This is a genomic window from Halolamina pelagica, from assembly GCF_001307315.1.
Taxonomy (GTDB): Archaea; Halobacteriota; Halobacteria; order Halobacteriales; family Haloferacaceae; genus Halolamina; species Halolamina pelagica_B.
This window is the reverse complement of sequence record NZ_LGUC01000001.1, coordinates 20,136-44,630: the sequence shown is the minus strand read 5'-3', so window position 1 is coordinate 44,630 and position 24,495 is coordinate 20,136. Positions and strand designations below refer to the sequence as shown.

General features: G+C 69.7%; 31 protein-coding genes and 2 pseudogenes. 18 read left to right on the top strand and 15 right to left on the bottom strand.

From position 1 onward, the window contains the following. Positions 1-21: 21 nt before the first annotated feature. Entirely contained in the window at positions 22-2,391 is a 2,370-nt protein-coding gene (locus SY89_RS00285) for a hypothetical protein (RefSeq protein WP_054582672.1), read from the bottom strand. A gap of 109 nt (positions 2,392-2,500) precedes the next feature. Here SY89_RS00285 and SY89_RS00280 point away from each other — a divergent pair, with 109 nt between their 5' ends. Further along, positions 2,501-2,908 carry a VanZ family protein gene (locus SY89_RS00280; protein ID WP_054582671.1) on the top strand — a complete coding sequence of 136 codons (408 nt, stop codon included), beginning with the start codon at positions 2,501-2,503 and terminating at the stop codon, positions 2,906-2,908. A 10-nt stretch (positions 2,909-2,918) separates the two neighbouring features. On the opposite strand, the gene SY89_RS00275 is transcribed toward SY89_RS00280, so the two are convergent. Continuing rightward, on the bottom strand, positions 2,919-3,269 hold the full coding sequence (locus tag SY89_RS00275) for a DUF5518 domain-containing protein (protein ID WP_054582670.1): 351 nt from the start codon (positions 3,267-3,269) through the stop codon (positions 2,919-2,921). A 110-nt stretch (positions 3,270-3,379) separates the two neighbouring features. Between SY89_RS00275 and SY89_RS00270 the strand changes: the two genes are divergently transcribed. The 4 genes and pseudogenes from SY89_RS00270 (at position 3,380) to SY89_RS15500 (ending at position 6,839) form a co-directional block, all read left to right on the top strand. Further along, on the top strand, positions 3,380-3,580 hold the full coding sequence (locus tag SY89_RS00270; protein WP_054582669.1) for a dodecin: 201 nt from the start codon (positions 3,380-3,382) through the stop codon (positions 3,578-3,580). 66 nt (positions 3,581-3,646) lie between these two features. After that, complete coding sequence (locus SY89_RS00265) at positions 3,647-5,041, top strand: bifunctional metallophosphatase/5'-nucleotidase (RefSeq protein WP_054582668.1); 1,395 nt, start codon at positions 3,647-3,649, stop codon at positions 5,039-5,041. 48 nt (positions 5,042-5,089) lie between these two features. Next, a complete protein-coding gene (locus SY89_RS00260; protein ID WP_054582667.1) occupies positions 5,090-5,509 on the top strand; it encodes a universal stress protein in 420 nt (139 codons plus the stop codon). Between the two features lie 29 nt (positions 5,510-5,538). Then, positions 5,539-6,839 (top strand): annotated as a pseudogene (locus SY89_RS15500) (tripartite tricarboxylate transporter permease). On the opposite strand, the gene SY89_RS00245 reads toward SY89_RS15500, so the two are convergent. The 3 genes from SY89_RS00245 to SY89_RS00235 all read right to left on the bottom strand — a co-directional run bounded on the left by SY89_RS00245 (position 6,836) and on the right by SY89_RS00235 (position 8,825). Further along, the gene (locus tag SY89_RS00245) at positions 6,836-7,780 is read right to left on the bottom strand and encodes a metal-dependent hydrolase (RefSeq protein WP_054582664.1); all 945 of its coding nucleotides are present in this window, start codon (positions 7,778-7,780) and stop codon (positions 6,836-6,838) included. The pseudogene SY89_RS15500 and the gene SY89_RS00245 overlap by 4 nt on opposite strands. A 56-nt stretch (positions 7,781-7,836) precedes the next feature. Further along, positions 7,837-8,442, bottom strand: coding sequence for a mechanosensitive ion channel domain-containing protein (locus tag SY89_RS00240; RefSeq protein WP_054582663.1), 606 nt, complete (start codon positions 8,440-8,442; stop codon positions 7,837-7,839). A gap of 71 nt (positions 8,443-8,513) precedes the next feature. Next, positions 8,514-8,825 carry a DUF7116 family protein gene (locus SY89_RS00235; protein WP_054582662.1) on the bottom strand — a complete coding sequence of 104 codons (312 nt, stop codon included), beginning with the start codon at positions 8,823-8,825 and terminating at the stop codon, positions 8,514-8,516. Between the two features lie 130 nt (positions 8,826-8,955). Here SY89_RS00235 and SY89_RS00230 point away from each other — a divergent pair, with 130 nt between their 5' ends. Then, complete coding sequence (locus SY89_RS00230; protein WP_054582661.1) at positions 8,956-9,135, top strand: hypothetical protein; 180 nt, start codon at positions 8,956-8,958, stop codon at positions 9,133-9,135. 349 nt (positions 9,136-9,484) lie between these two features. Next, positions 9,485-11,140 (top strand): thermosome subunit beta, encoded by a 1,656-nt coding sequence (thsB, locus tag SY89_RS00225; protein ID WP_054582660.1) that lies wholly within the window; start codon positions 9,485-9,487, stop codon positions 11,138-11,140. A 93-nt stretch (positions 11,141-11,233) separates the two neighbouring features. Here the strand turns inward: thsB and SY89_RS00220 are convergent, their stop codons facing one another. Both SY89_RS00220 and SY89_RS00215 read right to left on the bottom strand, forming a co-directional pair. Continuing rightward, on the bottom strand, positions 11,234-11,575 hold the full coding sequence (locus SY89_RS00220; RefSeq protein WP_054582659.1) for a type II toxin-antitoxin system PemK/MazF family toxin: 342 nt from the start codon (positions 11,573-11,575) through the stop codon (positions 11,234-11,236). Further along, entirely contained in the window at positions 11,572-11,931 is a 360-nt protein-coding gene (locus SY89_RS00215) for a MarR family transcriptional regulator (protein WP_054582658.1), read from the bottom strand. The genes SY89_RS00220 and SY89_RS00215 overlap by 4 nt, the downstream gene beginning before the upstream one ends. A 252-nt stretch (positions 11,932-12,183) precedes the next feature. Here SY89_RS00215 and SY89_RS00210 point away from each other — a divergent pair, with 252 nt between their 5' ends. The 4 genes from SY89_RS00210 to SY89_RS00195 all read left to right on the top strand — a co-directional run bounded on the left by SY89_RS00210 (position 12,184) and on the right by SY89_RS00195 (position 15,105). Then, a complete protein-coding gene (locus SY89_RS00210; RefSeq protein WP_054582657.1) occupies positions 12,184-12,885 on the top strand; it encodes a hypothetical protein in 702 nt (233 codons plus the stop codon). A 58-nt stretch (positions 12,886-12,943) separates the two neighbouring features. Further along, complete coding sequence (locus tag SY89_RS00205; protein ID WP_054582656.1) at positions 12,944-13,432, top strand: DUF7109 family protein; 489 nt, start codon at positions 12,944-12,946, stop codon at positions 13,430-13,432. Positions 13,433-13,475: 43 nt separating this feature from the next. Next, positions 13,476-14,075 carry an NUDIX hydrolase gene (locus SY89_RS00200; RefSeq protein WP_054582655.1) on the top strand — a complete coding sequence of 200 codons (600 nt, stop codon included), beginning with the start codon at positions 13,476-13,478 and terminating at the stop codon, positions 14,073-14,075. A gap of 196 nt (positions 14,076-14,271) precedes the next feature. After that, positions 14,272-15,105: an LLM class flavin-dependent oxidoreductase gene (locus tag SY89_RS00195; protein ID WP_239685473.1), complete on the top strand. Its 834-nt coding sequence runs from the start codon at positions 14,272-14,274 to the stop codon at positions 15,103-15,105. 18 nt (positions 15,106-15,123) lie between these two features. Here the strand turns inward: SY89_RS00195 and SY89_RS00190 are convergent, their stop codons facing one another. After that, positions 15,124-15,864 carry a CPBP family intramembrane glutamic endopeptidase gene (locus SY89_RS00190; protein ID WP_189319078.1) on the bottom strand — a complete coding sequence of 247 codons (741 nt, stop codon included), beginning with the start codon at positions 15,862-15,864 and terminating at the stop codon, positions 15,124-15,126. 87 nt (positions 15,865-15,951) lie between these two features. Between SY89_RS00190 and SY89_RS00185 the strand changes: the two genes are divergently transcribed. Continuing rightward, on the top strand, positions 15,952-16,395 hold the full coding sequence (locus SY89_RS00185; RefSeq protein WP_239685472.1) for a hypothetical protein: 444 nt from the start codon (positions 15,952-15,954) through the stop codon (positions 16,393-16,395). Positions 16,396-16,442: 47 nt separating this feature from the next. Further along, positions 16,443-17,630, top strand: a complete 1,188-nt coding sequence (locus SY89_RS00180) for an MFS transporter (protein WP_054582653.1) — start codon at positions 16,443-16,445, stop codon at positions 17,628-17,630. A 40-nt stretch (positions 17,631-17,670) separates the two neighbouring features. On the opposite strand, the pseudogene citZ reads toward SY89_RS00180, so the two are convergent. Continuing rightward, positions 17,671-18,821: pseudogene (gene citZ, locus SY89_RS00175) on the bottom strand (citrate synthase). 124 nt (positions 18,822-18,945) lie between these two features. Here citZ and SY89_RS00170 point away from each other — a divergent pair. Continuing rightward, positions 18,946-20,169, top strand: coding sequence for a potassium channel family protein (locus SY89_RS00170; protein WP_054582652.1), 1,224 nt, complete (start codon positions 18,946-18,948; stop codon positions 20,167-20,169). On the opposite strand, the gene SY89_RS00165 is transcribed toward SY89_RS00170, so the two are convergent. From SY89_RS00165 to SY89_RS00155, 3 genes are all read right to left on the bottom strand, one after another. Further along, the gene (locus SY89_RS00165) at positions 20,170-20,460 is read right to left on the bottom strand and encodes a DUF7536 family protein (RefSeq protein WP_054582651.1); all 291 of its coding nucleotides are present in this window, start codon (positions 20,458-20,460) and stop codon (positions 20,170-20,172) included. A gap of 66 nt (positions 20,461-20,526) precedes the next feature. Next, the gene (locus tag SY89_RS00160; protein ID WP_054582650.1) at positions 20,527-21,162 is read right to left on the bottom strand and encodes an endonuclease dU; all 636 of its coding nucleotides are present in this window, start codon (positions 21,160-21,162) and stop codon (positions 20,527-20,529) included. Further along, entirely contained in the window at positions 21,158-21,331 is a 174-nt protein-coding gene (locus tag SY89_RS00155) for a DUF5786 family protein (RefSeq protein ID WP_054582649.1), read from the bottom strand. The genes SY89_RS00160 and SY89_RS00155 overlap by 5 nt, the downstream gene beginning before the upstream one ends. A gap of 383 nt (positions 21,332-21,714) precedes the next feature. On the opposite strand from SY89_RS00155, the gene SY89_RS00150 reads away from it, so the two are divergent. Next, on the top strand, positions 21,715-22,338 hold the full coding sequence (locus tag SY89_RS00150) for an MBL fold metallo-hydrolase (protein WP_054582648.1): 624 nt from the start codon (positions 21,715-21,717) through the stop codon (positions 22,336-22,338). A 49-nt stretch (positions 22,339-22,387) separates the two neighbouring features. Here the strand turns inward: SY89_RS00150 and SY89_RS00145 are convergent, their stop codons facing one another. Together SY89_RS00145 and SY89_RS00140 are read right to left on the bottom strand one after the other, a co-directional pair. Continuing rightward, complete coding sequence (locus SY89_RS00145) at positions 22,388-22,537, bottom strand: 50S ribosomal protein L40e (protein ID WP_054582647.1); 150 nt, start codon at positions 22,535-22,537, stop codon at positions 22,388-22,390. Positions 22,538-22,637: 100 nt separating this feature from the next. Further along, entirely contained in the window at positions 22,638-22,919 is a 282-nt protein-coding gene (locus SY89_RS00140) for a thioredoxin domain-containing protein (protein WP_054582646.1), read from the bottom strand. A gap of 118 nt (positions 22,920-23,037) precedes the next feature. Here SY89_RS00140 and SY89_RS00135 point away from each other — a divergent pair, with 118 nt between their 5' ends. From SY89_RS00135 to hisE, 3 genes are read left to right on the top strand one after another with little or no spacing between them, the layout of a single operon-like run. Then, complete coding sequence (locus SY89_RS00135; protein WP_054582645.1) at positions 23,038-23,193, top strand: preprotein translocase subunit Sec61beta; 156 nt, start codon at positions 23,038-23,040, stop codon at positions 23,191-23,193. Positions 23,194-23,243: 50 nt separating this feature from the next. Beyond that, the gene (pdxT, locus tag SY89_RS00130; RefSeq protein ID WP_054582644.1) at positions 23,244-23,870 is read left to right on the top strand and encodes a pyridoxal 5'-phosphate synthase glutaminase subunit PdxT; all 627 of its coding nucleotides are present in this window, start codon (positions 23,244-23,246) and stop codon (positions 23,868-23,870) included. Next, positions 23,867-24,193 carry a phosphoribosyl-ATP diphosphatase gene (gene hisE / locus SY89_RS00125; RefSeq protein ID WP_054582643.1) on the top strand — a complete coding sequence of 109 codons (327 nt, stop codon included), beginning with the start codon at positions 23,867-23,869 and terminating at the stop codon, positions 24,191-24,193. The genes pdxT and hisE overlap by 4 nt, the downstream gene beginning before the upstream one ends. Here the strand turns inward: hisE and SY89_RS00120 are convergent. After that, positions 24,190-24,462: a hypothetical protein gene (locus tag SY89_RS00120; RefSeq protein WP_054582642.1), complete on the bottom strand. Its 273-nt coding sequence runs from the start codon at positions 24,460-24,462 to the stop codon at positions 24,190-24,192. The genes hisE and SY89_RS00120 overlap by 4 nt on opposite strands. Positions 24,463-24,495 lie beyond the last annotated feature (33 nt).

The window sequence follows — 24,495 nt, the reverse complement described above, 5'->3', positions numbered from 1 at the left end:
TAAGTACTCCGACTCGATTAATCACTGACTACCGTTCCCAGAGCCGGTCCCAGTTCGGACGGTTCCACCGTTCTCGACCGCCTCCTCGGGTACAGTCACTTCCGTCCCACCGATCTCGTACGTTCCGGGATAGGGAACCCGCACCGAGTAGTTCCCAGTGGCGTCGGCCGTCTCTGTATGGCGGTACCTAACCTCCGTCCCACCGACCTCAACGGTCGTCGTCGCCGTCACCGTCGCGTTCGGGTCGGCCGAGCCGGTCACCGCCGCCCCAGGAACCAGCGTGAACACCTTCATCGACCCATCGTCGCTGGTCCACACCGCCCGATAATGACCTGTTTCGTTCCCCCACGCGTGCAGTCGCCTGTACATCGTCTCGTCATCCGTGTTAGCCAGTCCGCTGTGGCGGTCGACGACGACGAACCCCGTCCGGCCGTTAAGGCGTTGGTACCATGTCGACGCGTTCGCGGAGGTGAGGAACTCCTCGTAGTTCGCCTGCGCGAACCCGTAGCTGCGCGATTCGCCGCTCACGATCGCGTTGTACATCCGGCTGTCACCCCACTCGCTGAACACGTAGTTCTGCGGGTACTCCCAGCCTTCCTCGGTGGCGTAGTCGTCCATGAACGTCGCCGCCTCGTAGCTCTCGTCGCTCACCATGAGGCTCGTGGTCCGGGCGGGGCTGATTACGGCGCCGAGGCCGCCGACGAGCAGGACGATCATCCCGACAGCGAGGACGGTGTCGCGGTTCGGCATCGAGAACGCCGGCAGCTCAGGAGCCCGCTCGCTCCACGTGTCCAGGCCGTCCTCGGCGACCATCGCCGGCCGCACGGTCGCACCCGTGACCGCACTCAAGTGGACAACGGCGACGCCGGCAAACACCGACGAGAACAGCGCCAACTGGCCAGCGAACCGGACTTGCAGCAGTGCGAGCAGGAAGAACACGGTGCTGTAACTTCCGACAAGCTGCCAAACCGGACGGTTCTGTGACCAGCCGGCGGCCAGACTCCACACCATGTACGGGAGCGCGAAGAAGAGAGTCAGTCCGAAGAAGAAGAACGGGCCGACGATGGTCCCGTACTGCGTCCCAAATAGCGAGGCGGTCTCCGCGATCCCTTCGACGGATCCGGCGTTAACCAATCGACTCAACTCCTGTGAGAACTCGGCGCCGAATTCTGGAACCACCGTGTACGCGACGACGAAAACCACGGCACCGGCCGCGGCGACAAGGCCAGTCGTCGCCTGGGCTGAGAGGCCGTATCGACGCGCACCCTCGCCGACCATTAGCACCGCCCCCAGCCCAGCTGCGAGCAGGAGTGGCGTCGCGACGATGTAGAGCTCCTGCCAGTCGAGCGTCGTGTGGACGACGACGGCGAGCACCCCGCCAAGACCGATCGCCCCGACCAGTGGGAGGTCCGCGAGTGGCGACGCGCCGGCGTCGACGGCGGCCGTCGCCCGTACAACACCGTACAGCGCCAGCGGCAGCAGCAGGAGTGGGCCGGCGTTCCACGCCAGTACCTGCCCCGCGACGCCGACCGCGACGACGCCACCCAGCGCCAGTGTCCACGGGGTCACAACCCCGCGCTTGCCCTCCTCCGTCGATGTGCGTTGGAGCAGCGCCACGGCGGCGACGGCGGTGATCGCGAGCCAGACGTAGTCGAACGCGTGGTGGTCGGCGAAGCCGATCGCCGTCCGGTAGGCGTGGACCGGCGTCACCGCGAGCATGACGACGCTCGCGACGCCGACGCGCCGGTCGTCGGTCACCTGCACGGCGAGCACGTAGACGAGCGCGGCCGTCACCAGCCCGGCGACAACCGGGTACCACGCGAGCACGAGGTCCGCGACTTCGGTGCTCCCGCCCAGCAACCTCGTCACGGCGAGTAGCGTCGCGGTCAGGAGTGGCTCGCCGAGGAGCACCGAATCCGGGAGCGAGGTGACGGTCGCCCCCTGTTCGAGAGACTCGAGGAGCAAGTAGCGGTAGAAGTACGGATCGTTCCCCAGGAACACGATGTGCTCGCTCCGGAACACCGACGGGTACGCGACCAGCCGGACGGCGACGACGAAGGCGAGGGCAGCGACGATCGCGCCCCCGACGCGCCGGGGTGGCAGATCCAGGTTGAACTCCAGCGACGGCGACGAGTCTTCGGCCGTCGACTCGAGCTCCTCGCCGTCGAGGGCGGCCTGCACCGCCTCTCGATCGGCGACCCGGTACTCGCCGTCGACGTTCTCGACGATCCCGCGGGAGACGAGTTCGCCAAACGTCCCCGAATCGATCGGGATGTCGTCGAACGTCCACGTCTCCTTGGCGGCGTCGACCTCGAGGACGGCCCGGAGGTCGTCGTCGACGGCAGAGCGGTCCGAACGGAGGGTTGCTGTCGCCTCCCGCACGTCGCTCATTGGGCAAACGGATTCAGCCGCGGCGTATAAACCTCCCTTTCACGCGACAGTGGTGAGCAACGATCCCGCAGTCGGGAGGTTTTTGCGGGGCCGCCGAGGGGTTGGGCCCATGCGGCAGGTCCGGTTCCCGTTGCTCCCTCGGTTCGTCCGCGCCGCGGGTGTCGTCGCCGTCGTCGCGGTGATCTTCTACTTCTCGCTGCTGGACAGCGTCGCGGCCCCACCCACGCCGAGCCCGTGGTGGGACAAACAGCTCCATCTGGCAGCGTACGCGGCCCTCGCGGCGGTAGCCGTGTACGCGACGGCGAAGTGGCGGGGCGGGGATCTCGCGCGCGGCGTCGTCGTACTGGTCGCCGTCCTGCTCTACGGGGTCGGGATCGAACTGGCTCAGGGCCAGCTCGCGGGACGGTACTTCAGCTTCGGCGACCTGTTCGCGAACGTGATCGGGACGGCCATCGGCGGCCTCTGGCTCGCGGTGGAGCGCTACGTCCAGTACCGACGGATCCCGAAGCCCGCGTAGGCCGCGGGCGCTAGTCCCGGAACTCCTCGGCGAGATAGACGCCGAGGACGCCGCCCACGGTGGAGAGCGCGATCGTGTAGACGGCGACGAACAGCACTCCGAACAGCAGGATCACGAACCCGCCGGCGAACGGCTCACCGAACCCCAGGAAGGCGAAGAGGAACCCGCCAAACAGCAGGACGGCGCCGGCCATCGGGAGCGAGGCGAACAAGCCAGCGAGCGCGCCGACCTGGGCGCCGTCGCGTCGTTCGAGGAAGCCCGCGGTCGCGCCGCCTAACACCGGCGAGACGCCGGCGAAGGAGAAGACGACCGTCACGGCCGCGCCGAGGAGGGCGTTGACGTAGGTGTTCTCGGTGTCCATACCGGTCATTGGGCCGAGGGGAAGCAAAAGCTGTCGGCCACCCGTCGACGACGCCCGAACGTTCGACTGGGCCCCCTCGTTTATGTGCTCGCCCTGTGAAGTAGCACGTGATGGTTCACAAGAAGATCACCCTGATCGGATCGAGCAGCGAGAGCTTCGACGCCGCGGCCGACGACGCCATCGACCGCGCGGAGGACACGCTGAACAACGTGAAGTGGGCGGAAGTGAAGGAGTTCGGCGTCGAACTCGCGAGCGTCGACGACCGGGAGTACCAGGCCGAAGTCGAAGTCGCGTTCGAACTGCAGGACTGATCCCCCGGGAGCGCGGTCCGCTCCCGACGGCTTCTTGGCTGCTGCCCGACTGCTCTCGAGTACTGAATGGTCCGTCTCCTCCACTACTCCGATATCGAGAACCTCTTCGACGACGCCGAGCGGGCGGGGCGGTTTGCGGGCCGACTCCGCGAACGCGACGGCGAGGACGCGCTCGTCGTCGGCAGCGGCGACACCACCGCCCCGGGCGTCGTCTCGATGGCGGCCAGCGGCCGGCAGATCCTCGATTTCGCCGACGCCGTCGACACCGTCGCCGACACGTTCGGCAACCACGACTTCGACTACGGCCCGGACGCGACCCGGGCGATCGTCGCCGACAGCGAGTTCACGTGGGTCTCCGCGAACACGCGCGACGAGGACGGCGACCCCTTCGGCGCCGAGGAAGGCGTCGTCCCGTGGACGATCGCCGAGGCCGACGGCGAGCGCGTCGGCTTCTTCGGCGTGACGGACCCGACGACCGACTCGATCAACCCCCACGCCGCGCCGCTCACCTTTACTGACCCCTACGAGGCGGCTGCGGAGGCGGTCACGGAACTCCGCGAGGAAGGCGTCGACTACGTCGTCGCGCTCTCCCACCTCGGCGGCGGCGACGACGAACTCGCCCGCCGGGTCGACGTGGACGCCATCCTCGGGGGCCACGTCCACAGCGTCCGCACCGAGTACGTCGACGACACGCTCTGCACCCGCCCGGGCGTGAACGGCCACGAGTTCGTCGAGGTCGAACTCGGGACGGACGACGCGGCCGCGGCCCGGGGCGACGGCGGCGTCGCCGCGAGCGCCCGCGTGATCGACCCCAGCGAGGGCCCGGTCCACGAGGCGCTGACCGACGCGCTCGAGCGCCGGCGGGAGTCGGCCGGCCTGACCGAGACGGTCGCGACCGTCGACGAGCCGCTCGCCCGCACCGACGAGACCACCTTCGGCGGCGAGTCCCGGATCGGCAACTTCGTCGCCGACGCCTACCGCGCCGCCGCGGACGCCGACGTGGGGCTGCAGAACGGCGGCGGCATCCGCGAGGGCCCCCCGCTGTCGGGCGAGGTGACGCTCGCGGATCTCGTGAGCGTCCTCCCCTTCGAGGAGCCCGTGGTCGTCGTCGAACTCAGCGGCCGGGAACTGCTGGAAGTGTTCAGCGAGGCCGACGGCGCCGAACTCGACTTCGGCGAGCCCCACTGGTGGCACGCCCACCTCAGCGGCGCCAGCCTGCGCTGGGACCACGAGGCGGGCGAACTGCTCGACGCCCGCGTCGACGGCGAGGCGATCGACCCGGATCGACGCTACACGCTCGCGACCGCGGAGTACCTGCTCCACTCCGACCACGAGTTCCCGACGATCGAACAGCGCCACCGCGCCGGCGAGGTGGGGATCCAGCACGACGTGCTGGCCGACCACGCCCGACGCGGCGGGCTGAACGTCGACGTGGAGGGGCGGATCGTGTTCGAGTCCTGAGCCGTCGGAAGGGGTACGCATTTGTCGGCTGGCCGCAGAGATGTCTACATGACGTTGGTCGTCGTCCCGGTTCGCTACCCGCTCTCGAAACACTCCGCGGCGACGCTCCGGGAGGCCGTCAGCATCGCCGAGGAGCGTGACGCCGACCTGTCGGTGCTACACGTCGACCTGTTCCAGAACAACCACAACGTGAGCCGCGTGGACCTCAAGCGGGCGGCCGAGGCCAAAATCGGCCCGATCGACCGCGCGCGCTACGTCGTCCGCCAGGGGTTCCTCGTCGAGGAGACGATCATGGAGGAGGTCGCCGACGAGGGCGCCGACGTGGTCGTGATCGGCTCGAAACAGGCCGGGCGCTTCCGGAAGATGCTCAACAAACTGTTCGAGTCGCCGGACGTGGGCCGCTATCTGGAGGAACAGCTCGACTGCACGGTGATCACGGTCTCGGCCAACGGCCAGACCCAGAGTTGAAGTAGGAGACCGGGACCACTCCGCCCCGGATGTGGCCCGACGCCGGTCCGACTGTCGACGCGCTCACCCCCGGAGCGACGGCTATCGGCGGCGTCGCTGGCGTCCCGCTCGGCCCCCGAACCGAGCCAGAACTCCTCCTCCCCGTCGTGGTCGCCACCGTCGCGGGCTGTCTGCTCGGCACCTGCTCCGGGCTGGTGCCGGGACTGCACGCCAACAACTTCGCGCTACTGTTGGCGGGCGCGGCGCCGCACGTCCCCCTCGACCCGCTCGCCCTCGGCGCGGCGATGCTCGCGGCCGGCGTCGTCCACACGTTCCTCGACATCGTCCCCTCGCTCGCGCTGGGCGTGCCCGACGGCGCGATGGCGGCGGCCGCGCTCCCGGGGCATCGACTCGTCCTGCGCGGGCGGGGCCGCGAAGCCCTCAGGCTCTCCGCGCTGGGCTCGGGCGCCGCGGTCGCCGTCGCCACCCTGCTCGCCTTCCCCGTGACGTGGGCGATGCTCCGACTCGCGCCGCTGCTCACGAGCTGGTTCCCCGTCGTCGCCGCCGCGGTGCTCGCGCTCATGCTCGCGACCGAACCGTCCCACACGGCGCGGCTCGCCGGCCTGCTCGCGTTCGGGCTGGCGACGGCGCTCGGGGCGGCGGTGTTGGGGCTCTCGCTCTCCGGGCCCGTCGCAGGCGGCGTGCTCGCCCCGCTGTTCGGCGGGCTGTTCGGTGCGCCGGTGCTCCTCGACGCCGTCCACGGCGGCGGGGTTCCCGAGCAGGACGACGCGCAACTGGCCATCCCACCGATCGATCTGGGGATCGCCGCGGGCGCAGGCGGGCTCTCCGGGGCGGCAGTGGGCTACCTCCCGGGCGTCTCGGCGGGCGTCGCGGCGACCGTCTCCCTGCCCGCCGTCCCGGCCCGGAGCGACCTCCGGGGGTTCGTCGTCGCTACCAGCGGCGCGAACAGTTCGACGGCGGTGTTCTCGCTGTTCGCCCTCGTCGCCCTCGGCGCGCCGCGGTCGGGCGTGCTCGTCGCCGTCGACGATGCCGGGGTGCCGCTCTCGCTGTCGGTGCTCCTGCCGGTCGTCGTCGTCGCGGCCGCGACGGGGTTCGTGCTCGTCGGCCTACTGGGCGACGCGGCGTTCCGGGTCGTCTCGCGGCTCGACCAGCGACGGCTGGCGTTCGTCGTTCTCGGACTGCTGGTCGTACTCGCGGCGCTCTTTGCGGGAACGGCGGGGATCGCCGTGTTCGCGCTCGCGACGCTCGTCGGCCTGCTCGCAGTCCGGATCGGCGCGCGCCGGGTGTACCTCATGGGGTGTTGCTCGGCCCGTTGGCGCTCGGGCTCTAGACCAGGACGTACGCGACGGTGTAGGCCATGCCGGCCAGCGTCACCGCGGCCAGTCCGGTCAGCGCGGCGCCGACGGCGTCGGGCCGCTCGACGGCCACGTTCGGGAACCGCACTCGAGGGACGGCGCCGATCATCCCCACCGAGAGCACCGAGAACACGAAGTGGTAGGAGAAGTCGAGCGTCGGCGCCGGGATCGCCAACGCGGCCAGCGCGTAGCCGACGCCGACGACCGCGCGGAAGTCGATCGCCGCCCGAACCGGGCGCTCGAGTAGCCACATCGCCACCAGCAGGCCGGCCCAGATCGCGGCGAGTTCGACCCCGAAGGCGCCGAGCAGGTGTAGCGTCGCGTCGTCGGCGAGCGCGACGCGCTCGGTCACCAGCGGCGCGTTCAGCGGGTAGAGGAAGGCTGGCGGCTCGCCGGTCGCGAGGTCGCCGAAGGGGTGGGAGAACAGGCCGACGAACCCGGCGGCGATCGTCGCCCGGCTGCCGAACTCGGTGTACTGCCCCACGCCCTCCGCGACGGCGACGGCGGCGACGACGAAGACGGCCATCACGGCGCCACCCAGCGCGCCGCTGACCAGCGTCGCGACGGTCCCCAGGCCCGCGCCGAGGACGACGGCGACGCCGAGCCACCAGGGCGCCTCGCTGCGCCGGCCGTGGAGCCACGCGCCCGCCATCGCGGCCGCGACGGGCGCGACCAGCAGCGAGTGAGTGATCGTGCGGTGGACGGCGGTGCTGGCCGCCCAGAAGGAGCTCACAGTGCCCATCACGCCGCCCTCGGCGCCGACGAGCCCCACGAGCGCGTACACCATGTCCACGTCGGGGACCGTCGCGAACACTGCGGCGACGATCCCGAGCTGGAGGGCGATCCGGCGGTCGGTCAGCACCGCCGCTGTCCCGCCGACGAGGGCGAACGCCAGCAGCGCGTGACCGACGAACATTGCCGGAAATTCGCGGCTCAGGGTGATAAGCCTCTCGCCCGGGGTGCTGGCGCGTGTTAGGCCGCCTCAGCTCCGGATTCGTCCGTTTCGTCGGCGTCGTTCGCTGCCCCGGCGTCGGTCTCGGCGTCGTCCAGTTTCGTCCACTTCTTCTCGATCTCGGCGTTGCCCCGGACCACCGTGTCGTCGTTCTCGTCGCGGAAGCGCGTCTTGCGGAGTTCGATCGACGTGACCGTGCCGGACACGTCGCCGACTTTCACCCGATCGCCCGGCATGAAGTCCGGGTCGCGCAGGAGATACACCCCGGCGACGGCGTCGGCGATCATGTTCGACAGCGAGTAGGAGACCCCCAGCGCGAGGAAGCCGGCGGCGGTCCCCATCGAGGCGGCGATCTGTTCGAGCCCGACGATCGAGAGGAAGGAGAGGGCGATCCCGAACCAGAGGAACGCGGCGACGATGGTGCTCACGAACCGCCGGTACACGTCCGACTCCCCCGGCAGCGCGCGATCGAGGGCGAACCGGACGACGATCATCACGAGCTTCGCCAGCACCGCCGCGATCAGCAGGAAGACGATCCCCGAGAGTACCTGTGGGATCGCGCTCGCGATGCCGTCGACGAACCCGTTGATCCCCTCCTCGATCAGGCCGAACTGGAGCGGCAGCATGGGCTATCCCTCTCGGGTCGCGCGTAAAAAGGTGTGAGCCGACGCCGGGCGGCCGAGATCCGCACCGGACCTTACGCCGCCCGGTGCACTTCGTACTCCCCGTCGTCGTCGACGCCGATGATCGCCCACTCGCCGTCGGGCGCCTGTTCGTTGAGTCGCTGATCGAGTTCGTCGACGCAGTCGGTCCACGTTACGAGGCATTCGAGGCCATACTCCCCGTCGAGGGTTCCCGGCCGGGCGGCGTCCTCCGCGCAGAGTGTCCGTACCCGGACGGACCGCCACTTCCGCTCCGCGACGAACTCCGGCCCGTCGCCGGAGACCGCGTAGCCGAGGCGTTCGAAGACGCTCCGTGCTTCCTCGTTCGGTGGAACCGTACGCACCATACACGGCTCGATTGGACGGCAATCGTGTTAAGCGTGTGGGTGATTACCACGTCAACTTGTGGCGGGCGACGGGCGGCGTCGCACACCCCCGAAACGTTGATAACCATGTGTGGTGTTAGCACGGGTGTAGATGCCAGACACGAAAACCGGTCGCGAACGGAAAGGGCGGAACAAACGCCGGCAGTTGGAGTCCCGGCTCGCTTCCCGGGACGCCGAGACGGAGTTCGATGCGGACGAGCTCCCCGAGCCCGACGCGGCCGACGCCGAGTACCTGGTGGACCCGGACGGAGGTGAGCGCCCCGAGAACTGACCGCCCGCCCGTCGACTCCCCCTTTCTCTCCTCGTCTGCCCTGGGCGTCTGCGGATCTGCCCTTTTGTCGCCACGATACGCGCGTCGTTCGTCGACGCCAGCGACTGCTCACTGGTTCGTCGCCGACGGTCTCCGACCCACTGGCCGATACCTCGCTGCCGTCGGCGCCGGATGAGTACATAAAGCCGGCAAAACGCGGTCCGTTGTGGCATGGTAAACAGACGCACGATTTGGTACGGATGATCCGCTTGCATCCGGTTTTGGCGGATTCACCGAGCGCGGTCGAGGCCCGTCGCCCCCACACGCTACGACACATTTATATAGAACCACGGACAATCCTTCGTTGACCATGAGCCAACGACAGCGAGGCGGAGGCCAGCCCATGATTATCATGGGTGAGGACTCCCAGCGAGTGAAGGACAAGGACGCTCAGGAGTACAACATTTCTGCGGCCCGTGCGGTCGCCGAAGCGGTACGATCCACCCTCGGTCCGAAGGGGATGGACAAGATGCTCGTCGACTCGATGGGCGACGTGACCATCACCAACGACGGCGTCACCATCCTCGAGGAGATGGACATCGACAACCCGACGGCCGAGATGATCGTCGAGGTCGCCGAGACCCAGGAGGAGGAGGCCGGCGACGGGACGACGACGGCCGTCGCGATCGCGGGCGAGCTCCTGAAGAACGCCGAGGAGCTGCTCGAGCAGGACATCCACCCCACCGCCGTGATCAAGGGGTTCCACCTCGCGTCCGAGCAGGCTCGTGAGGAGGTCGAGGACATCTCGCGCACCGTCGACCCGACCGACACCGAGCTGCTCGCGAAGGTCGCCGAGACGTCGATGACCGGCAAGGGCGCCGAGCTCGACAAGGAGCACCTCGCCCAGCTGATCGTCGAGGCCGTCGAGGCCGTCACCGTCGAGGCCGAGGACGGCAGCCACGTCGTCGACCTCGCGAACCTGAAAGTCGAGACCCAGAAGGGCCGTGCGGTCTCCGAGAGCGACCTGCTCAACGGCGCGGTCGTCTCGAAGGACCCCGTCCACGACAACATGCCGAGCGAGGTCGAGGACGCCGACACGCTGCTCCTCGACGCGGCCATCGAGGTCGACGAGGCCGACGTGGACACCAACGTCTCCATCGACTCGCCGGACCAGCTCCAGTCCTTCCTCGACCAGGAGGAGCAGGAGCTCCGCGACAAGGTCGACGCCATCGCCGCCACCGGCGCGGACGTGGTGTTCTGCCAGAAGGGCATCGACGATCTCGCCCAGCACTACCTCGCCAAGGAGGGCATCCTCGCGGCCCGCCGCGTGAAGTCCTCGGACATCGGCTTCCTGAAGAACGTGCTCGGCGGCAACGTCGTCTCCAACTTCGACGACATCGACGCCGACGACCTCGGCCACGGCTCGGTACGCCGTGACAGCGAGGACGAGATGTTCTACGTCGAGGGCGGCGACGCCCACGGCGTCACGCTGCTCCTGCGTGGCTCGACCGACCACGTCGTCGACGAGCTCGAGCGCGGCGTCTCCGACGCGCTGGACGTCGTCGCGACCACCGTCTCGGACGGCCGCGTCGTCGCCGGCGGCGGGGCGATCGAGGTCGAACTCGCCAGCCGCCTGCGCGAGTTCGCCGACAGCGTCACCGGCCGCGAGCAGCTCGCGGTCGAGGCGTTCGCTGACTCGCTCGAACTGGTCCCGCGCGTGCTCGCCGAGAACGCCGGGCTCGACTCCATCGACACGCTGGTCGACCTGCGTGCGGCCCACGAGGCCGGCGACCAGACCGCCGGCCTGAACGTCTTCAGCGGCGACGTCGAGGACACCTACGAGGCTGGCGTCGTCGAGCCGGCCCACTCGAAGGAGCAGGCCGTCTCCAGTGCCACCGAGGCCGCGAACCTCGTGCTCAAAATCGACGACATCATCGCGGCCGGCGACCTCTCGACCTCGGGCGACGAGGACGAGGGCGGCGCCGGCGGCATGGGCGGCATGGGCGGCATGGGCGGCGCGATGTGAAGTTAGGCGACTAGCCAACTCTCACACTGCCCTCACCGACCCGCGTACTGCTCCGTCGATCACTCGTTCTCCCGTTTTTCGGCCTGATAGTGGCTACGCCGTTGCCCCGATGTAGTGGCTCGCCGCTTCGATGATCGCGTCGAGTTTCTCGTCGGTGATACAGGTCTTGTAGCGCCGGAGATGTTCCCGCGAGAGCGTCTGGAACACCCACGGGAGCGCGTGACTCTCCAGTGGGAGCGGTGCGTCCTCGTAATCTTGCTCTTGGATTTCGATCGACCGTTCGTGATACGTGCGGGAGGTGAGTGCGACACAGACGTACTGCATCCCGTGGGCATCCATCTCGACGGTTCCAACCACGAGGAGCGGCCGGCCGGCATCGCCGTCCTTGTAGAAGTCGTCGCTCCAGACGATATCGCTGTTCTGGATCGCCCTCACCGCAACGCCTCCGAGTCCTCGGTCTCCCACTCGTCTGGGTCTTCTTCACCGAACTGCTCGTCGTAGCGCTCGGTCGCGGCATGGACGCTGCGGGCCGCCGCGAGGCGCTGTTCGTCGTCGGTGATCGCCCAGAACGGGCTCTTGTGCCGAACCAGCCCTCGCTTTTTGAGTCGTGAAAGCAGGGAACTGACGGCGTCGGCGTCGATCTCCGTTCGCTCGGCGATGGTGGCTGCCTTCCACGCGCGATCGTCGTGTGTCGCGAGGAACTCGATGACCCGTTCGGTCTTGTCCGCCCCCTCGAACTCGTCGGGGTCTGCCGACTCGAACTCGTGGATGTCGATGCTGCCACCGGACATAGACGCCAATTGGTGTTGGGGAGTTTTAGCGTTTGTGCCAGATTTTGTTTGCTTGTTTGTTGCGGATCCGGATCGCCAGCCCGCAGAAAGCACTTACCCCGAACGACCGAACACGGCGACGATGCCCTCCAGGCGCGCGTATCTCGCGACGGTCGCAGTCGCGGGGCTCGCCGGCTGCGTCGACGACGCCCCGGCAGCGACACCGAGTCCCCGACGGCCACTACGGCGCCCGGAACCCCTTCGGCGTCCGGCGTGACCGTGGAAGCCGCTGCTGTCCAGTACGCCTACCGCCACATCGAGAACGTGGACTGGAACGGGATCCAGCCCGCCGACGGCCAGTTCGTGTTCGTCACGATCGACGCGCGGGCGCCATCGATCCCGCCGGACCGGGCGGCGTTCACGCTCCTCGCCGACGGCGAGCAGTACGCACCGATCACGCCCGAGTACGGCTACCCGGTCGATCTCGACGTGCCCGGCGACGGCTACACGCCCGACGACGGTGACGCCGACCGCCGGGGCTGGCTGCTGTTCGAGACGCCGGCCCAACTGGCGTCGGCGCCGACGCTCCGTCTCGACCACGATCCGGAGCCCGAGGAGTGGGAGCTATCCGTCGAGAACGCCACCTCGCCGCCGCCCGCGTGGGAGTGGTCCGTCGACGCCCCGAACACGGTCGCACCCGACGAGACCTTCGAGATCACGATCACGGCCGAGAACGTCGGCGACGGCGCGGGCACGTTCCGCGGCGCGGTGAACTTCTCCTATCCCCTCTACAAGCCGGAGGGGTTCGACATCCCGCTCGATCCCGGCGAGTCCAACACGGCGACGGTGGCCGCGGAGGCCCGGGACGCCGAGCCCGGCCGGGAGCTCGAGTACGAGGTCCGGACGCCGACGGGCGAGACAACGGTGACGGTCACCGTCGAGGGTGAGACGGAGACGGCCACCGACGCCGGCTGACGCGTCCGGCCCCCATGGACCCGCGTACTTTTGCCGACGCCCGCCGCAGTCACGGGCGATGGAGGAGGCCACTCACGACGAACTCGCGGGCATCGTCGACCTGTTCGACGCGCTGACCCGCGCGGAACTGGAGCAGGCGCTGGTCGAGGTCGCCTACCGTCGCGGCGCCGACGTGCGCGAGGACGCGGTCTCGGCGGCCGTCGCGGAGGCGATCCGCGAGTACTACCTCGTCGAACTCCCCACCGACGCCGTCGACGGTACGGTCGACGACGACGCGGCGCTGGTCGTCGGCCCCGTCGCGTTCCCGATGCTCCCCGCGGAAGGGGAGGACCTGCCCCACATCCTCGACGTGCCCGAGCGATCGATCGACCGCGCGGCCGCGGCCGAGCACGTGGCCGACCGCCTGCGCGAGGCGTCCGAGACCGTCGTCGACGCCGGCGACGCCGAGCGGGCGGCGACGCTGATCGACGTGACGTACGACGCCGAGGCGTGGGGGTCCGTAGATCTGGGGGCGACTCGGGACCGCCTGCTCGCCCTCACCGACTGAGGCCGACGAAGCGTTTTTGACCGACTGGCGCCGACAGTCGCGTATGGAACTCTCGGGGCTCGGCGGCTACGAGCCGACTACGGTCGCCGACGCGGAGCGCTGGGCCAGCGTGCTCGCCCCGGTGGTCGACGGGGGCGAGGAGCCCGCCCTGCTGTTCATCAAGCGCTCGGACGACCTCGGCTCCCACGCGGGCCAGATGGCGTTCCCGGGCGGCGGCCACGAGCCGTTCGACCCGGACCTCGTCGACACCGCCCGCCGGGAGGCGTGGGAGGAAATCGGGCTCCACGAGACCGAACCCTCGATCGTCGGCCGCCTCGACGACACGACGACGACCTCCGGCTACGCGATCCGCCCGTACGTTGCGCAGGTGCCCGACCGCACCTACGAACCCGACGGCGTCGAGGCGGTCGAAGTCGCCAAGCTCCCCGTCTCGGCGCTGACTGACCCCGCGAACTACGAGTCCGAGCGCCGCAAACGTCCGGAGGTCGGCGACGTGCGCCTCCACTACTTCCACGTCGGCGACTACACGGTCTGGGGCGCCACCGGCCGGATGCTGGTCCAGCTGCTCGAACTCACCACCGACTGGCGCGCGCCGGAGACCGTCGACCGCGTCGTGGAGCCGGAAGCCGAGTTCCCGGTCTGAGACGGAGAATCTGGTTCTGCTGGCGGTGTTTCGAGCCCGCTCGGCCGGTGGCTCGTCCCACTCGGAGTGACGACACGCTTATCCGGGTGAGCGGGATATGGGGGAGTGCATGGCCGCACAGGCGATGGATCGCGTTCCGCGATTCTAGATCCGCGCAGTTCTCGCATAGCTACCGGAGTACCGAGGAGCACTCGCTATGAACACGCCCGACACCACCACGCCCGACAGCACCAGCCAGCGAACCACGAGCGACGACACTGTCGGGCCGTTCCCGCGTGTCGGCATCGACGCCGTCGCGCTCAAACCCGCGGCGGTCGACCTCGCCCGCGCGACCGACCTCCCGGCGTCGACGCTCGTCGTCGACTACGAGGGTCGCGAGACGTTCCCGGACACCGACACGCTCCGCGCGCTCGCGGAGACTGCCACGGTCCGCGTGACGACGCCCGTCCGCGCCGACGGCCTCGACCCGCTGGGCGACGACTCCCTCGCGGCGTCGATCCCCGAAGGGATCGGTCGGGTGCTCGTCGCCGGTCACGGCGCCTACCTCTCCGAGGCGGAGAGCCAGCGCGCTATCGCGCCGCGGCTCGGGAAGGGCCGCAAGCAGCATCCCGACGCCTGGGTCGGCACCGAGGGCGTCGAGCGGGTCGCGCTCGCGACCGGCGCGACGCAGTTCGAACTGCTCTCGCGCTCGACCGAGCGCGACGTGCGCGCGCTGCGGGCCGCCGGCTTCGACGGCGAGATCGCGGTGTACGCGCCCACCGTCCTCAGCGACGACGAGGACGAGATCCTCGACGCCGTCGGCGCGTACACCGCCCGGCGCGGGCCCGTCCGGCGCGCGCTCCCGGACGAGTACGAGACCGACGCCTCGGCGACTGGCCGGGCGCGCGAGGTGCTGCTCGCCGCCAGCAAGGACTTCGCGATCGTCGGCGACGAAGCGACCGTCCGTGACCGGGTCGCGACGCTCCACGACGCCGGCGTCGATCGGGTCGTCGGCTACCCCGCCCGCGGGTTGGACGAACTGCTGGACTGAGTCCTCAGCCTCCCGTTTTCAGACGATCCCCCACTCCACGAACAGCAGCGAGACCACCGCCGCGTTGTAGAGCCCGTGGACCAGCACCGGCACCAGCAGCGCGCCCGTCCGCTCGTACAGCCAGCCGAGCACGACGCCGATGGTCAGCCAGACCGGAACCGAGACGAGCCCCGCTTCGGGGGTCGAGAGCAGGTTCGGCAGGTGGACGACCGCGAACAGCAGCGCGCTCCAGCCGACGGCGCCCCAGGCCGAGAACGACTGGCGCAGGTACCCCTGCACGACCCCGCGGAACAGGTACTCCTCGGCGGGCCCGACCGCGAGCAGCATCGCCGGCAGCATGACCGCCAGCACGCCGACCGACAGCTCGTCGGGCGCCGAGACGGCGGTCACGGGATCGACGCCGAGAAGCGACCCGACCGCGAACGCCGCGCGGTTGAACGCGACGAGCGCGACAGTCGCGCCGACGACCAGCGCAGCGTCGCCCAGTCTCGACCCGTGTCGGTCGATCCAGTCGATGCCGATCGCGGCGCCGTCGTCGGTCTGCCGGAACGCGTAGCCGACGACGACGAACCCCGCCTCCGCGGTGACGAGCAGCACGCCGACGAGCGCGGGGACCGCGGCGTCCGGGTTCGTCCCCGCGCCGACGAGCGCGCCGACCAGGGTGCCGATCAGTCCGGTGACGGTGCTGACGACGAGCCCACCGACGGCGAGGGTGAGGGCGATCACGAGCGCGATCGGACGGCCGGGAGCGTGGGACACGGCTGACTCGTCGTTCGGCGCCGACATGAATCTCGCGACGGCGCCGCCCCCGGCGTTTAAGCCGACCGCGGCGGAACAGGCGAGCGAATGACGGTCCGCGACGCTGTCGAGCGCGACGCGCCGGCGATGGCCGCACTGAGCGACGCGCCCGAGCCCGTGCTGCGGGACGTGATCCACGAGCGGAGCGTCCGGGTGCTCGTCGGCGACGACGGGAGTGTGGCCGGCAACGACGAACCGGGCGCGCCTCCCGACGAGCGCGAGGCCGACCTCACCGGCTTCGTGAGCTTCGACGCCCGCGAGGACACCGTGTTCGTCACCCAGTTCGGCGGCGACAGCGACGCCTGCGAGCGCCTGCTCGCCGAGCCCATCGCGTTCGCCCGCGGGGCGGGGCTCCCGGTCGAGGTGCTGCTCCGGGAGGGCGACGACGCGATGCGGCGCGCGGTCGAGGCGGTCGGCTTCGACCCCGGGGGCCGGCCCACGGTTCCGCGGGGAGCCGACTCGGCGCTACCGCTACGAGCCGGCGTAGGGTAGGGGGAGAACGGCCGGAACGGAGGCGTTCAAGTACGTCGGCGTCGGCAATGAGACCAGTGAGTCACTCGACCGACGAGGAGCGCCTGTTCCGTGGCTACTCCGGGCGGCTGCTGCTCGTCATTTCGCTGGGCTGGGCGCTGCTACAGGCCGGCCGGCTGAGCATCTCGCCGCTGCTGACGGCGATCGCGGGCGACCTGCAGATCTCCAGCGGCGCCGCCGGCTTCGCCATCACGGTCGTCTGGGGGACGTACGCGATCCTCCAGTACCCCAGCGGCCGGCTGTCGGATCGGCTCTCCCGGACGACGCTGCTCGTCGCCGGCCTCTCGCTGGCGGCGGTCGGCTTCCTCACCCTCTCGGTGGCGCCGACGTATCTCGCCTTCCTGTTCGGCGCGGTCGTCATCGGCGTCGGCGTCGGGCTCTACCCCACGCCCGCCCGGGGGATGGTGTCGGACCTGTTCGTCGCCAAGCGCGGCCGCGCGTTCGGCCTCCACACCGGCTCGGGCGACGTGGGCGGGATCCTCGCGGCCGGGATCGGCACGGTCGTCATCGCCGTGGCGACCTGGCGGGCGGCGTTTGCGCCCATCGCCGTCGCGCTGCTGTTGATCGCACTCCTGCTCCATCTCTGGAGCGACGAGGGGTACGAACTCGCGAAAGTCGATCTGGCGATCGCCGACACGTTCCGCCGGATCCTCGGCGTGCCGCGGCTGCGCTGGCTGCTGTTTGCCTACGCGCTCTACGCGTTCACCTGGCAGTCGGCGACGAGCTTTCTCCCGACGTATCTCCGGGCCAAGGAGCTCTCGCCGGTCGTCGCGAACGGGTCGTTCGCCCTGCTGTTCGTCGTCGGCGCGATCGCGAAGCCGCTGGCCGGCGGGCTCGGCGACCGCGTCCCGCGGGGGCTGCTCGCGCCGGGCGTGCTGGTGGTGGCGGCGGTCGCGCTGGTCGGTCTGGTGCTGGCGTCGACGCCCACCGCGGCGCTGATCGCCGTCGGCGTGTTCGCCGCCGGGTTGCTGGCGTACCCGCCGGTGATGCAGGCGTACCTGATGGACTCGTTCCCGGGCGACAGCATGGGCGGCGACCTGGGCGCGATGCGCAGCGTCTACATCGGCATCGGCTCGCTGGGCGCGACCTACGTCGGCGTCGTCGCCCAATACGTCGACTACGACACCGCGTTCACGGGGCTGGTGGGCTGTCTCCTGCTCAGCAGCGTGGTGATCGTGCTTCGCGGACGGGAGTAAGGAGCGAAGTCGTCGTTGGGAGGTCGTTACAGCACGACGGTTACCGCTCGTCGACCGGCGTCCAGTCTGCCTGTTTCTTGCCGGTGTACTTCGCCCGCGGCCGGAAGATGCGGTTGTCTTCGAGCTGTTCGATCACGTGAGCCACCCAGCCGCCGACGCGGCTCATCGCGAAGATGGGCGTGAACATGTCGACGGGGATGCCGAGCTGGTAGTACACCGTCCCGGAGTAGAAGTCGACGTTGGGCGCCAGCCCCTTCTCGGCGAAGCCGGCCTCCTCGACGAGGTACTGCTCGATGTCGTTGGCGTGGTCGTACCACTTGCGCTCGCCGGAGGCGTCGCCGAGGTCGCGGGACTTCTCCTCGAGGATGACCGCCCGGGGTCCTTCACGTTGTAGACGCGGTGGCCGAAGCCGGGGATCTTCCGGCCGGCGTCGATGGCGTCTTTTACCCACTGCACCGGGTCCTTCGCGGAGTCCTCGACCTCGAGCAGCGTCTCCATCACGTCCTGGTTGGCGCCGCCGTGGAGCGGCCCCGAAAGCGCGCCGACACCGCCGGTGACCGCGGCGTACGTGTCCGCGAGCGTCGAGGCGATCACCATGGACGAGAACGTCGAGGCGTTGAGCCCGTGGTCGGCGTGGAGGATCAGCGCCATGTCCAGCGTCTCCTCCGCGACGGTGTCGGGCTCCTCGCCGGTGAGCATGTAGAGGAAGTTCCCGGCGTGGCTCAGCTCCGCCTTCGGCGCCAGCGGCTCCTCGCCGTCGCGCAGGCGCTGGTAGGTCGCGAGGATCGTCGGGATCTTCGCGGTGATGCGCCGCCCCTGTCGGAGGGTCGCAGCCTGGTCGTCGGGGGCGGCGTCGGGCTCGGGATCGCTGGCCGACAGCATCGACACCGCGGTCCGGAGCGCGGCCATCGGCGCCTCGTCGGCGGCCGCCAGATCGGCCAGCGCCGCGAGCACCTCGTCGTCGACGCTGCGCTCCTCGGCCATCGTCGCCGTGAACTCCGCGAGCTCGGACTCCGTGGGGAGAGAGCCGTGCCAGAGGAGGTAGAGCACCTCCTCGTAAGTCGCGTGTTCCGCCAGCGTCTCGATGTCGTGGCCGCGGTAGATCAGCCGTCCCTCGTCCCCGTTGATGTAGCTGAGTTGAGATTCCCCGACGACGACACCTTCCAGGCCTTTCTGAACCTCTCCTGACATGGGCTAACGGTTGGTCCGGTCGACGAAAAAGCGTTGCCGTTCCGGGCGATGAGGTTGGGAATCCCCCGTCGGGACGCCTCGCGGGCCGACAACTCTTATCCCCCGTCCCGCTGAAGCGTGAGCTATGGCGCCCGACGTGGCGTACGAACCGGTCAGCGTCAAGGACGTGCTGTCCGAGATGAAAGACACCGCGGAGCTCCTCATCGACCTCTCCTACTCCGCGGTGCTATCGGGCAGCGACGAGGTGGCCGAGGAGGTGCTCGCGCTCGAAGAGCGCATGGACGTGCTCCAGTTGCAGGCGCGGATGAGCCTCCTCATGGCCGCCCGCAGCCCTGAGGACGCCGAGCAGTTGGCGCCCGTGCTCGGCGTCGTCGGCGCCGCCGAGAAGATCGCCGACGCCGCCGGCGACATCGCGAAGATCGTGCTCGAGGAGATCGGCCTCCCCGACGCGATGCGGGCGGCGATCCCGGAGGCGACCGAGGCGCTGGTGCGGGCGACCGTCGCCGACGACGCCGACTACGTCGGGCGGACGCTGGGCGCGATCAACATGGAGACCGAGCGCGGCGTCCGCGCCATCGCGATCCGCCGCGCCAGTGAGACCGGCAAGCGCGCGTGGATCACCAACCCCGACAAGGACACCGAGCTCCGCGCGGGCGACGCGCTCCTGCTGCGCGGGCTCGACGAGGGGCTGGCGGCGGTGTTCGAGACCGCGACCGGCGAGCCCTATCGGCGTCCCCAGGCGACCGAGCCATCCAGTGCGGACCTCGAACGCGCGGTCGACTCCATCGTCACGATGAAGGACATGAGCGAGCTCGCGGTCGATCTCGCCTACGGCTCGGTGCTGTTCGACAGCGAGGCCGTCGCCGAGGAGGTGGCCGAACTCGAGGCGGAGGTCGACGCGCTGAAGTCCCGGCTGGAGGCGTGGACGCTCCGGGCCGCTGGGCGCGTCGACGATCCTGTCGAACTCCGGGGGCTGGTCCATCTCGCGGCCGCGGCGGAGACGATCAGCGACGCGGCCCTGGAGATCAGCGAGGGCGTCCTCCGGGGGCTGGGCGCCCACCCCGTCGTCGCCGCCGCCGTCGAGGAGAGCGACGAGGTGATCGTCCGGCTCACCGTCGCCGACGACGCCGAGATCGCGGACCGGACGCTCGGCGACCTCGAACTTGCGACCGAGACGGGGATGCGCGTGATCGCGATCCGGCGGCCGGGCGAGGCGCAGTCGTGGGTGGTCTCGCCCGACGCGGCGACCAGGCTCACGGCGGGGGACGTGCTCGTCGCGAAGGGGACCCGCGCGGGCGCCGAACGGCTCTCGGCGCTGGCGGGCGACCGCCGCGAGTTCGACGCGTAGCTACGCCTCCTCGCGAACGAGTGCGACGAGCGAGAGCAGCGTTAGCAGCGTCGTGACCAACAGCGCCGCGGCGCTGGCGAGCACGACGGAGAGCAACAGGAACCACCCCGTCTCCCCGAGAACTGGGAACTGTCGCGTGCCCGCGAACGGGCCCGCGGCGCGACCGAGGCGGAACACGTACGCCAGCGCGGCCAGCGCCACGCCAACGGCGGCGCCGACGGCGGCGTTGCGCCGCACCGAGAGCGCTTCGAGCAGCGGCGCGACCGACGGTTCGGGCGGCTCCTCGCTCATTGCCGGCGCTTGGTGGCGGCGGGGCTTATCGGCGTCGCTCCGTCGCGCCGCCGGCCGAGCGCCCGGTCAGTCGCGCGCAGTCAGTCGCGTGCCCAGTTCGCGCCCGGCCCGGGCGGCCAGCCGAGCCACCCGGAGCGGTTCGGGGCGCCCGCCTTCGGGCGTGAACCCGCGGACGAGCTGGGCGGCCTCGCAGTTCGGCGCGAGCCGCGGGACGGCGTCGGCGTCCGCGGCGTTGGGGGTGGCGTCCGCCGCGACGGCTGCGTCGGCGCCGACGGCGCGCACGAACACCTGCTCGTCGTTGACGGTGAGCGCGCGCCGCGGCGGCAGCGAGTCGTAGCTGTCGAGGCGCCACGCCCGGTCGGCGCCGTCGAACTCCGCGCGAATCGCCGGCGCGAGCCCGGGGCTGGCTTCGAACGACACGGCGAGAGTGGGAAGCCCCGTAGCCTCGTGGATCCGGGGCAGGTCGAGAACGTTGAACCACGCGGGGGCGACCCCCGCGAGCAGGAGGGCGGCGATGTCTGGCCTGTCGATACTGTCGACGAGTGCGACGACTGTGGCAGTCGCGTCGTCGCCGCCGACGGTGCAGCGCTCGTAGGCGAGGCCGTCGACGACCCGGTCGGCGCGCACCACGGCGCCGGCACAGGTGGCGACGGACTCGGCGTCGGAGAACGCCACCCCGAGCGCGCGCTGCCCCGGCTTAATCGTCCTTGATCTCCTCCAAGCGGTTTAGGAGCTCGTCGTTGGAGGCTCCGTTGTCGAACTCCACGGAGCCCTCGTGGGTCCCGCCGTCGGCGTCGACCGCATCGTCGCCGTCGTTCATGTCGAGCTGCTGATTCTCCTGCTCGGATTCATCGTAGCTCCCGAAGCCCATTACACGTCAATCTTGTGGCTCCCTTGGGTTAAACGCTTGGGCGGTAGGTATTGATACCATACCACACGGGTGGCGCGGATCGCCGGTTTCCGCAACCCTCGACGGAGTCTGGCGATTGCCGCCGCCTACTGGCGGGCTCGCGGGCGGCCGATCGCCCTCGCTCGCAGGCACAGCCATAGGCCGAATAACTCCGCGGCGCTGCTGTAGGTGCCGGCTGATCGATACTGGTGGCCGCTGGCGCCGAACCCGGCTGAGTGTTGCCGGCGTCCGCTGCCGCCGATGCCGGCTGCCAATTGCCGGTATCCGCCGTCGCCGATCCCGGCTGCCAATTGCCGGCATTCGCCGTCGCCGGCGTTTTACTCCCCTCCCGCGAACGAACACCCATGAGTCCCGTCAACGTCACCGCCGACGCCGAGCAGTTCACCAGCAACGTCTACCTCGTCGACGGCGAGGTCACGACGCTGGTCGACGCCGGCGCGATGCCGGGCGTCGTCGACGAGATCCGAACCCACGTCGACGACCTCGACCGCGTGGTTCTCACCCACCAGCACGGGGACCACGTCGAGCAACTCGACTCGGTGCTCGACGCGTTCGACGCCGATTTGTTCGCCTACGACGACCACCCGCGACGGACCCACGTGATCGACGACGGCGATGAACTACAGATCGGCGACGAGACCCACGAGGTGGTGTACACGCCGGGCCACGCTGCCGACCACGTCGCCTTCGTCGGCGAGACGGCGCTGTTCAGCGGCGACGTGGTGGTGTACAACGACGGCGCGTTCGACGACGGCAGCTTCGGCCGGACCGATCACCCGACCGGCGACCGCGAGCGCCTGATCGAGAGCCTGCGGACGATCCTCGACCGGCTCCCGGACTCGGTGACGGGGCTGTACGCCGGCCACGGCGACCCCTTCGAGGCGACGGCGGGCGAGTCGGTCCGGGACGTGATCGAGCGCGCGCTCGAGCGGGCCGAACGCCGGGAGCCGAAGTACCCCGACGAGTAGGCCGGCGGCGCCGCTGTGGCAGTCGACTGCGTAGAAAAACGCGGCGAGATCAGGCCGAGCGCGGTTCCTTCGCCTTGGGTCGGAGCTTCCCGTAGCCGCACTTCCGGCAGTGCTGGGCGCGCTGGGGGTTGCGGGCGTTACAGCGCATGCAGATCTGTTTGTTCAGGATGCGCTCCTCCGCTTCTTCGAACTTAGCCATACACCCGGGTTCTCTCGGCGGGCGTTTAACCCTTACTTTCGGGCCGAACGACGGCGCGGCCGCTCTCGGGCGGGAAAAACGAAGCAGCTTGGCGAGTGAATTAGGCCGCCTGCTGGCCCTGCTGGGCCCGGTTGATCGCCTCCTCGAGGTCGTCGCGCTGGGTGACGCCGACGAAGCGCTCGACGACGCCGTCGTCGTTCTCGATCACCAGCGTCGGCAGCGAGCGCACGGAGTACTCGTTGGCGGTCTCCTGGTCGGAGTCGACGTCGATCTTCTCGAACTCCACGTCGGCGTACTCCTCTTCGAGCTCTTCGAGGATCGGATCCTGGGTCTTACACGGGCCACACCAGTCGGCGTAGAAATCCTTCAGTCGGACAGTCATAGCGTGACCCGGCGTTAGCCGTGACAGCGCATAAGGGTTTCCCACGTGCCGGTTCCGGCCGTTTCGCCCCCATCTCGCTTCCGGAAGGTTTAGGCGGCTCAGGGGATCACGTGAGCGTATGAGCGGAAGCGACAGCGGCGGACTGATGTCCAGCGCGGGGCTGGTCCGCTACTTCGACGCCGAGGACCGCAACGCCATCCGAATGGACCCGCGCACCGTCGTCGCCGCCGGGATGCTGTTCGGCGTGCTGGTTCTCGTCCTCCGGGCGCTCTGAGCCCGGGGCCGAACGCACCCTTTTTGCGCGCCGCCCGCCCACCTCTAGCCATGCAAGCAGGCGTCATCGCGGTCCAGGGCGACGTGAGCGAGCACGCCGCCGCCATCGAGCGCGCCGCCGCGGCCCACGGCGAGGAGGCCGAGGTGGTGGAGATCCGGCAGTCCGGCACCGTCCCCGACTGCGACGTGCTCCTCATGCCCGGCGGCGAGTCGACGGCCATCTCCCGACTCCTCGAACGGGAGGGGATCGACGAGGAGATCCGCGACCATGTCGCCGCGGGCAAGCCCGTGCTCGCGACGTGTGCGGGTCTGATCGTCGCCTCGACCGACGCGAAGGACGAGCGCGTCGAGACGCTCGACCTCATCGACGTGACCGTCGATCGCAACGCGTTCGGCCGGCAGAAGGACTCCTTCGAAGCGCCACTGGACGTGGAGGGACTCGACTCCCCGTTCCCGTCGGTGTTCATCCGCGCGCCGCTGATCGATCGGGTCGGCGACGGCAGCGGCGCACCGATCAACGACGGTGATTCGGTGGAGGTGCTCGCACGCTGGGACGACGACCCCGTGGCAGTCCGCCAGGGCCCCGTCGTCGGCACCTCGTTCCACCCCGAACTCACGTCGGACTCCCGCATCCACGACCTCGCTTTCTTCGACACCGTCGAGGTGGCGGGAGAGTGAGCGACCCCGAGACTGCCGACGAGAGCGAGGCGGAGCTCGACGCCGACACCATCGACGCCCTGTTCGAGACGATCGAGCAGCGCAAACGCGACCTGCCCGAGGACAGCTACACGGCGTCGCTGTTCACCCACGAGAAGGGGGAGAACGCGGTGCTCGAGAAGCTGGGCGAGGAGTCGACGGAGCTGATCCTCGCCGCGAAGGACGACGATCGCGAGGAGCTGGCCGCCGAGAGCGCGGACTTCCTCTATCACCTGCTGGTGCTGCTCTCGATGAAGGAGATGGGCCCCAACGACCTGCGCGAGGAGCTCGAAGCGCGGTTTTAGTTCCCGTCCAGTTCGGCAGCGATCGCCTCGAGTTCCGCTTTCCGGAAGCCGCTGGTCTGATCGCGACTGCCGTCGACGCCAGCCACTTCGTCGCTGATAGCCTGCCGCATCACGTCCTTCCCGGGGATCACCGCGGTGTCCACGTCCGCATCCACCGACTCACAGATCGCGGCCAACGCCTCCTTCGTGAACCCGGAGGATACCTGCCGCTCGTACCGGCCGACGCCGACCCGGATCTCGTTCCGAAGCTCGTGAACCGTCTTGCTCATACCGCGGACCTACGGCGCGAGCGACCTGTAGTT

Excerpts from the sequence above, each read along its gene's own strand:
- SY89_RS00145 (WP_054582647.1), bottom strand. The coding sequence starts at position 22,537 with ATGGCTAAGTTCGAAGAAGCGGAGGAGCGCATCCTGAACAAACAGATC.
- SY89_RS00120 (WP_054582642.1), bottom strand. The coding sequence starts at position 24,462 with ATGAGCAAGACGGTTCACGAGCTTCGGAACGAGATCCGGGTCGGCGTC.
- SY89_RS00165 (WP_054582651.1), bottom strand. The coding sequence starts at position 20,460 with ATGAGCGAGGAGCCGCCCGAACCGTCGGTCGCGCCGCTGCTCGAAGCG.
- thsB (WP_054582660.1), top strand. The coding sequence starts at position 9,485 with ATGAGCCAACGACAGCGAGGCGGAGGCCAGCCCATGATTATCATGGGT.
- SY89_RS00195 (WP_239685473.1), top strand. The coding sequence starts at position 14,272 with ATGAACACGCCCGACACCACCACGCCCGACAGCACCAGCCAGCGAACC.
- SY89_RS00140 (WP_054582646.1), bottom strand. The coding sequence starts at position 22,919 with ATGACTGTCCGACTGAAGGATTTCTACGCCGACTGGTGTGGCCCGTGT.
- SY89_RS00245 (WP_054582664.1), bottom strand. The coding sequence starts at position 7,780 with ATGTTCGTCGGTCACGCGCTGCTGGCGTTCGCCCTCGTCGGCGGGACA.
- SY89_RS00170 (WP_054582652.1), top strand. The coding sequence starts at position 18,946 with ATGGCGCCCGACGTGGCGTACGAACCGGTCAGCGTCAAGGACGTGCTG.
- SY89_RS00185 (WP_239685472.1), top strand. The coding sequence starts at position 15,952 with ATGACGGTCCGCGACGCTGTCGAGCGCGACGCGCCGGCGATGGCCGCA.
- SY89_RS00230 (WP_054582661.1), top strand. The coding sequence starts at position 8,956 with ATGCCAGACACGAAAACCGGTCGCGAACGGAAAGGGCGGAACAAACGC.
- SY89_RS00155 (WP_054582649.1), bottom strand. The coding sequence starts at position 21,331 with ATGGGCTTCGGGAGCTACGATGAATCCGAGCAGGAGAATCAGCAGCTC.
- SY89_RS00180 (WP_054582653.1), top strand. The coding sequence starts at position 16,443 with ATGAGACCAGTGAGTCACTCGACCGACGAGGAGCGCCTGTTCCGTGGC.
- SY89_RS00135 (WP_054582645.1), top strand. The coding sequence starts at position 23,038 with ATGAGCGGAAGCGACAGCGGCGGACTGATGTCCAGCGCGGGGCTGGTC.
- pdxT (WP_054582644.1), top strand. The coding sequence starts at position 23,244 with ATGCAAGCAGGCGTCATCGCGGTCCAGGGCGACGTGAGCGAGCACGCC.
- SY89_RS00215 (WP_054582658.1), bottom strand. The coding sequence starts at position 11,931 with ATGTCCGGTGGCAGCATCGACATCCACGAGTTCGAGTCGGCAGACCCC.
- SY89_RS00200 (WP_054582655.1), top strand. The coding sequence starts at position 13,476 with ATGGAACTCTCGGGGCTCGGCGGCTACGAGCCGACTACGGTCGCCGAC.
- SY89_RS00270 (WP_054582669.1), top strand. The coding sequence starts at position 3,380 with ATGGTTCACAAGAAGATCACCCTGATCGGATCGAGCAGCGAGAGCTTC.
- SY89_RS00285 (WP_054582672.1), bottom strand. The coding sequence starts at position 2,391 with ATGAGCGACGTGCGGGAGGCGACAGCAACCCTCCGTTCGGACCGCTCT.
- SY89_RS00265 (WP_054582668.1), top strand. The coding sequence starts at position 3,647 with ATGGTCCGTCTCCTCCACTACTCCGATATCGAGAACCTCTTCGACGAC.
- SY89_RS00275 (WP_054582670.1), bottom strand. The coding sequence starts at position 3,269 with ATGGACACCGAGAACACCTACGTCAACGCCCTCCTCGGCGCGGCCGTG.
- SY89_RS00235 (WP_054582662.1), bottom strand. The coding sequence starts at position 8,825 with ATGGTGCGTACGGTTCCACCGAACGAGGAAGCACGGAGCGTCTTCGAA.
- SY89_RS00240 (WP_054582663.1), bottom strand. The coding sequence starts at position 8,442 with ATGCTGCCGCTCCAGTTCGGCCTGATCGAGGAGGGGATCAACGGGTTC.
- SY89_RS00280 (WP_054582671.1), top strand. The coding sequence starts at position 2,501 with ATGCGGCAGGTCCGGTTCCCGTTGCTCCCTCGGTTCGTCCGCGCCGCG.
- SY89_RS00260 (WP_054582667.1), top strand. The coding sequence starts at position 5,090 with ATGACGTTGGTCGTCGTCCCGGTTCGCTACCCGCTCTCGAAACACTCC.
- SY89_RS00205 (WP_054582656.1), top strand. The coding sequence starts at position 12,944 with ATGGAGGAGGCCACTCACGACGAACTCGCGGGCATCGTCGACCTGTTC.
- SY89_RS00150 (WP_054582648.1), top strand. The coding sequence starts at position 21,715 with ATGAGTCCCGTCAACGTCACCGCCGACGCCGAGCAGTTCACCAGCAAC.